The sequence below is a fragment of the Nocardia sp. NPDC060220 genome (assembly GCF_042727815.1).
Lineage (GTDB): Bacteria > Actinomycetota > Actinomycetes > Mycobacteriales > Mycobacteriaceae > Nocardia.
The window spans coordinates 1-6,119 of sequence record NZ_JBHWZY010000404.1; the positions used below are offsets into that span (position 1 = coordinate 1).

The 6,119-nt window shown below is 68.8% G+C and carries 7 protein-coding genes and 1 tRNA gene; 4 read left to right on the forward strand and 4 right to left on the reverse strand.

All coding sequences use genetic code 11. The features are described from left to right. Both ACFWF3_RS20775 and ACFWF3_RS20780 read left to right on the forward strand, forming a co-directional pair. The coding region (locus tag ACFWF3_RS20775; RefSeq protein ID WP_379314915.1) for a lysophospholipid acyltransferase family protein at positions 1 to 541 on the forward strand (541 nt) is incomplete at its 5' end. Positions 542 to 574: 33 nt separating this feature from the next. Continuing rightward, complete coding sequence (locus ACFWF3_RS20780) at positions 575 to 1,096, forward strand: OsmC family protein (protein WP_379314916.1); 522 nt, start codon at positions 575 to 577, stop codon at positions 1,094 to 1,096. Between the two features lie 57 nt (positions 1,097 to 1,153). Here ACFWF3_RS20780 and ACFWF3_RS20785 read toward each other — a convergent pair whose 3' ends face one another. Next, positions 1,154 to 1,945, reverse strand: a complete 792-nt coding sequence (locus tag ACFWF3_RS20785; RefSeq protein ID WP_379314917.1) for a helix-turn-helix domain-containing protein — start codon at positions 1,943 to 1,945, stop codon at positions 1,154 to 1,156. 85 nt (positions 1,946 to 2,030) lie between these two features. Between ACFWF3_RS20785 and ACFWF3_RS20790 the strand changes: the two genes are divergently transcribed. Further along, positions 2,031 to 2,912: an SDR family oxidoreductase gene (locus tag ACFWF3_RS20790; RefSeq protein WP_379314918.1), complete on the forward strand. Its 882-nt coding sequence runs from the start codon at positions 2,031 to 2,033 to the stop codon at positions 2,910 to 2,912. Between the two features lie 42 nt (positions 2,913 to 2,954). On the opposite strand, the gene ACFWF3_RS20795 is transcribed toward ACFWF3_RS20790, so the two are convergent. Further along, positions 2,955 to 3,377 (reverse strand): hypothetical protein, encoded by a 423-nt coding sequence (locus ACFWF3_RS20795; protein WP_378637916.1) that lies wholly within the window; start codon positions 3,375 to 3,377, stop codon positions 2,955 to 2,957. Between the two features lie 230 nt (positions 3,378 to 3,607). Between ACFWF3_RS20795 and ACFWF3_RS20800 the strand changes: the two genes are divergently transcribed. Further along, positions 3,608 to 3,679 (forward strand) — tRNA-Gly (locus tag ACFWF3_RS20800). Between the two features lie 34 nt (positions 3,680 to 3,713). On the opposite strand, the gene ACFWF3_RS20805 is transcribed toward ACFWF3_RS20800, so the two are convergent. Then, positions 3,714 to 5,144: a lipase maturation factor family protein gene (locus ACFWF3_RS20805; protein WP_379314919.1), complete on the reverse strand. Its 1,431-nt coding sequence runs from the start codon at positions 5,142 to 5,144 to the stop codon at positions 3,714 to 3,716. A gap of 64 nt (positions 5,145 to 5,208) precedes the next feature. Beyond that, a complete protein-coding gene (locus ACFWF3_RS20810) occupies positions 5,209 to 5,865 on the reverse strand; it encodes a histone deacetylase (protein ID WP_379314920.1) in 657 nt (218 codons plus the stop codon). Positions 5,866 to 6,119 lie beyond the last annotated feature (254 nt).

Below are 6,119 nucleotides of genomic sequence, written 5' to 3' on the forward strand. Positions count from 1 at the left end.
CAACATCTCCGGCCCGATCATGCGCACCCTCAAGCACATCCCGGTCGACCGCACCGCGGGCGCCGACTCGTACCAATCGGCGGTGCAGTACCTGCGCGACGGCGAGCTCGTCGGCGTGTATCCCGAGGCCACGATCAGCCGCAGCTTCGAGATCAAGGAATTCAAGTCCGGCGCGGCCCGCATGGCACTGGAGGCGGGTGTGCCGATCATCCCGATCACCATCTGGGGCGCCCAGCGCGTCTGGACCAAGGGCTTCCCCAAGCGGCTCGGCCGCACCAACACCCCCATCTCGATCGCCGTCGGCACCCCCATCCAGCCCTACGAACCCGTCGCCGACCTCACCGCACAGCTGCGCTCCACCATGCAGGAAATGCTCGCCGACCTGCAAGAATCCTACGAGCACGAGCCCGGCGCCTACTGGGTCCCGAAACGGCTCGGTGGCAGTGCCCCTTCCCTCGAAGAGGCCACCGCCCTCGACGAAGCCGAAGCGGCCGAACGTTTCGCCCGCAAGGCAGAGAAAACGCAGGACACCGAGGGCTGATATTTCGGCCTCGGGCGGGCTTACGCTCGGGAGATGACCACCGCGGCGGAGTTGAAGGCCCTGCAAGCTCCGGTGAAACAGCGCTACCGGGACGACCCGGCCGCCGCGGTCACCGCCCTGCGCGGCGCCGGTTCGTTCGCCGAACCCGGCATCACCTGCACGGTGCGGACCTTCGCCGGCCCGGTCCGCGCCGGCCTGCACCGCGCCACCGGCGGTGACGGCGCCGACGCCTGCTCGGGCGACATGCTGCTGGAGGCGGTGGCGGCCTGCGCCGGGGTGACCTGCCGCAGCGTCGCCACCGCGATGGGCCTGCCCATCACCGGCGCCGAGGTCGAGGCGGCGGGGTCCTTCGACGCCACCGGCACCCTGGGCATCGATCGAACCGTGGAGGTCGGGGTTTCGCCGATCGCCGTGACGATCACCGTCACCACCTCGGCTGCTGTCGACGACGCCGCCCTGGTCAAGCTCGGCGAACTCACCGAGCGCTACTGCGTGGTCGGTCAGAGCTTGCGGAATCCGCCGACTGTCCGGGTGGTGAGCGCTCCTGCGCCGTGATCGCTACTGTGCCCGTTCGGCTCGCGTGCGATGTGGCGGATGCCCGCGGAGGCGGACTCAGCGTGGAATCCGGCAGCGGGTCGGTGCCGGCAGCTTGCCGCGAAGGTAGGCGGCGGGTGGGACGCCCATGAGGGTGCGGAAGTCGGCGGTGAGGTGGGACTGGTCGTAGTAGCCGGTACTCGCCGCGAGGTGTGACCATGGGGTGTCGCCCGCGTAGGAGAGGACCCGCCGCAGGCGTTGAATGCGAGCGAAATGCTTGGGGGACAGGCCGATTCCCATGGTGAACAGGTTGCGCAGCTGGCGCTCGCTGACAGCGAGGCGCGCGGTGAGTTCGGAGAGTGCGGGGGCGTTGTCGGCGGTGAGCGCCGAGATCGCCTCGCGCAGCACGATCCGGTGCGCCCGATCGGTATCCGATTCCGAGATAGTGTGCGGCAGTAGGTCTTCCAGTTGGGTGATCGCGTGTGCGGCGGGCACGCCCGTCAGTTCCGTCGCGAAACCGCCCAGCGGACCCGGCAATTCGTCGAGACGAAAGACGCGGTCGGTGAGTTCGCCCGCGGTCACGCCGAGCAGCTGGCGGGTCACGCCCGGTTCCAGGCGCAGCCGCACGCACCCGGCGGGCTCCTCGGGTGTCGAGTAGGACGCCTTGGTCTGCGCGCCGACGACGAACGCGCTACCGCGACCGGACTTTTCGGTGCGCAGGACGACCGTGGTGGTCGCGACGGGCGGATGCGCGAACGGCTGAGCGAGGTCGTCGAACAGTGGCGTGCTGGTGAGTTCGGTGAGCCACGGGCGCAACGATTCCGGTGTCGTCACGGGCGTCTCGATGTGCGCCGAGGTCAGATACTCCACCTGGTCGACTGTAGGCGGCGCGGGCCGGGATGTCCGTGCCGATTTCTCCTATCTTCGCAGGCAGCGCGGCGGCCATGCTCGTTCCATGATCCTGATCACCGGTGCGACAGGCACCATCGGAAGCGACATCGTGCGACAGCTGGCAGCCGAGGGCGTCGCCGTCCGGGCGGCGACCCGCGACCCGGAGCGGGCAGGGTTCCCCGCCGGGGTGGAGGTGGTGCGGGTGGACTACCGCGACCCGGCAACGTTCGGACCCGCCATGGCGGGCGTAGCGGCCGCGTTCCTCGTCGGGATCCCCGGCCCGGACAGCACCGGCACCGATGCCGAACTGGTGGCTGCCGCGCGAAAGGCCGGTGTGCGGCGAGTGGTGAAGCTGTCCGCGGTCGGTACCGGCGACCCACGGCTCGGCGTGCCGGGTTCCTGGCATGTGCCAGGGGAGCAGGCTGTGCGCGACTCCGGCTTGGAGTGGACGATTCTGCGCCCCAATACTTTCGCGTCGAACACGTTCAGCTGGATCGAATCCCTCAGCAACGGTCACCCCGTCCCGAACCTCACCGGCGACGGCAGGCAGGCCGTGGTCGACCCACGCGATGTCTCGGCGGTCGCCGCAGCGGCGCTGCGCTCGAACGATCACCACGGCCGTATCTACACCCTGACCGGCCCCGACCTGCACACGGGCCGCGACCAGGCCGCCGTTCTCGCGCGGGTTCTCGACCGCCCGATCGCCGTCACCGATATCGCCGAAGCCGACGCCCGCGCGTTCATGGTCGCCGCGGGTCTTCCGCCCGCTTTCGTGGAAGGCTCACTGATCGGCCAGTCCTTCATCCGCGGCGGCCACAACGAGCTCGTCACCGACGACATCGAACGCGTCCTCGGCAGACCACCCCGCGGCTACGCCGCCTGGGCCGCCGACCACCGCGCCGCCTTCGCCCCCGTCGTCGCAGGCGGCGCGTCGAGGCCGAGCTGACCGGGCGGGTCCGGTGCGTGGCGGCGCACCGGACCCTGCGGCTCAGTTCATGGTCAGCACCCACGACCCGTTGCAACCCCTGCGGGTGTTCATGTTGCCGTCGTAGACCCAGTTGAACCTGATCGGCGGGTTCGTCCGCACATTCCAATTGCCGGACGGTGAGGTGACCACCTTGCCGTTGCGCATCAGCACACCGACCTGATCGTGGTTGAACAGCCACTTTCCGCCGCTGGTCGGGTAGTTCAACCGGACCGTCACCTGCCCGCCGGTGTGGTTCTGCACCACCAGGCACGAGTTCGGGTCGGAACGGTTGACCGCGTACTCCCCGAACCCTTCGTCCTCCACGTTCTCCCCACTGTCGGTGTACTCCACCGGGTCGGTGAAGTCGGCGTGCGCCGGTCCGGCCCCCAATACGGTCAGCGCCGTCATCGCGACGCCCGCCGCGATCATCCCCAGAGACTTCACAGTCGTTCCTCCCATGATTCCCGCGGTCACGACTACCGCCTGCGAAAAACCTTCCCCCGCAGCCTTTTCCGCATCCTTGTGACCTGCTTAACGACGCCCGCCGACGCGAGGTCTCACCGCCGCCCCGGGTGATGAGTGAGCCCGGATTTCGTAGTTCGGGAGTTTCGCGCTAAAGTTCGTACTCGCACGACGAAGTCACCGGCGCTCGCCGGATCGGTTTCGGAAGGCACGCGGATGTGGCGCAGTGGTAGCGCATCACCTTGCCAAGGTGAGGGTCGCGAGTTCGAATCTCGTCATCCGCTCAACGAAAAGCCCGGCCATCGTGCCGGGCTTTTCTCATTCCCGGTGCCGGTCGAGGCGTGGGTGACGCAGCGCAGGCAGGAACTCGCCGATCAGGGTTCGGCGCCACCAGATCCGTTCGCGGAACAGTTCGGCGGGCGTACTGAAGTGGTACTCGTACAGCCGGGCGCGCACGTAGTGCGGCGGTGCGTCGGGGAAGGGGCAGCGCCGCAGCAGGCGCAGGGTATCGGGGTCGTTGTCGAGCAGCCGGATCGCCAACGGCAGTGCCCACGATCGCGCGTAGGCCGGCGACAGCGCGGCGAACCACATCAACCAGTCCAGCCGCAGGTGATAGGGCGCCCACTGGCGCGGACGGTACCGGGGGTCGCCCGGTTTGCCCTTGAACTCGTATTCGCGCCACACCGTGTCCGGCGTGAGGTGGGTGGCGTCGGTGCCCTCGAGCACGATCTCCTGACGGACCCGGGTGATGCTGCCGAACGCACCATAGGTGTTGACCAGGTGCAACGGGTCGAACGAGGCGTTCATCGCCTGCTGTGCGGAGAGGAGGTTGCGCACCGGCCAGAAGCTCAGCACCACCACCATCGCGACGAAGGCGACGACGGCGCCGAGGAACCATCCGGGCGGCTCGGCCACCGGCGGCGCGTCCGGCAGTACCGGGTACGCGCTGACCGCGGTGGTCGCCAGCAGCAGAGTCACCCAGTTGAGCCAGGCGAAATTGCCGGAGAGCACCAGCCACGACTGCGTGACGATGATGATGCCCGCCGCGACGCTCGCCACCGGCTGCGGCGCGAACAGCCCGAACGGCACGATCAGCTGCGCGACATGATTGGCGGCGACCTCCACCCGGTGCAGTGGCCGGGGCAGATGGTGGAAGAACCAGCTCAGCGGACCGGGCATCGGCTGGGTCTCGTGGTGGTAGTACAGGCAGGTCAGGTCCCGCCAGCACCGATCGCCACGCATCTTGATCAGCCCGGCCCCGAACTCCACCCGGAACAGCAGCCAGCGCGCGGCGAACAACACCAGCAGCGGCGGCGCGACGGTGTCGTTGCCGAGGAAGATCGCCAGGAACCCCGCCTCGAGCAGCAGCGATTCCCAGCCGAACGAGTACCAGGTCTGCCCCACGTTGACGATCGACAGATACAGCGCCCACAGCAGCAACCACAACGCCATGGCCGCCCACAGCGGCACCAGATCGGCGACACCGAGCGCGACCGACATCGCGAGCACCGCACCGAACCAGGCGATGCCGGCGTAGAACCGATCGGAGTAGCGCAGCTGGAACAGGCTGGGTGACCGGCGGAACGGCGTCCGGGCCAGGTATCGCGGGATGGGCAGCATCCCGCGCTCACCGAGGAGCGCGCGGAACTGTAGTGCCGCCGTCAGGAAGGCGAGGGCGTAGATCACCGCCAGGCCACGCTGGAAGATCAGCCTGCCCTGCCAGTACTCCGGTGCCGTGAACCACTCCATGCGTGTGCTCCCGGTGGTCGACGCCCCGCACCAGGGGAGTACCCGCGATCGGCGCGACGAAAATCTAGGGCCGCTCGAGTCCGGTGGCGCTGAGTAGCGCGCCGCGCAGGTCGGGCTCGGTCCAGTGCCCGGCGATTCCGGGCCACACCCGCAGATAGTCGACGATGCGATCCAGATCCCAGCCGTGTGATTCGCGCAGCCCGGCGCCGATCATCGTCAGATATCGGGCCGAGGGCCGTCGCAGGGCCACGGTTTCCGGATCCCACGGTGAGGTGAAGGTGAGGACGGGAATCCCGTCGTGCGTCCCCGCGTGCACCACCGTCTCGTACCGACCCGGCCCGAGCCGCACCGCACCGTCGGCGAGGACCGGCGCCGGATCGAAGTCGATCGCCGGACTTCGATACATCTCCTGCGCCAGCAGGTCACCGAACTGACCGACGGTCAGCAAGTACCCCCGTGCCGCCGCGCCGACCGGCCTGCCCGCCGCGGGGCGCGCGGCATAGAACCCGACCCCGCCGGTCCACACGGGGCTCTGCCAGGCGAAATACAGACTTCCCGGTAGGTCGAGCGGTACGACGGCGGCCGGTGCGGACCGGTCACGGAACCCCGGATAGGTGTGGTCGGTTCCGGGCGGGGTGCCGCCTTCGCGGTAGTAGGCGAACCGCCGCGCGTGCATGTTGGAGCCGTACGCGGCGTACCAGACGTGCTGAGCTGTCGTCACGGGCTCACCTCGGGTGGGTCACGGTTCATGAGCGCAGGAAACGAATCCGCTTCTGCTGTCGATTCTTCCTTCGAATGGGGTCGGACATCGAGGGGAGAGATCATGAGATCAGTAATCACGGTGGCCGCGCTGGCGGTGCTCGCCGGTGGGCTCGCCGCGTGTGACGGTGCGTCCACGCCATCGCGCCTTCCGGTGACCACCCAGCCCGCGGGTCAGGGCAACGCTTCGACCGTCGCGCCCGCCTCCAACGAGCC

Coding starts and splice junctions, on each gene's coding strand:
- ACFWF3_RS20780 (WP_379314916.1), top strand. CDS start 575: ATGACCACCGCGGCGGAGTTGAAGGCCCTGCAAGCTCCGGTGAAACAG.
- ACFWF3_RS20790 (WP_379314918.1), top strand. CDS start 2,031: ATGATCCTGATCACCGGTGCGACAGGCACCATCGGAAGCGACATCGTG.
- ACFWF3_RS20805 (WP_379314919.1), bottom strand. CDS start 5,144: ATGGAGTGGTTCACGGCACCGGAGTACTGGCAGGGCAGGCTGATCTTC.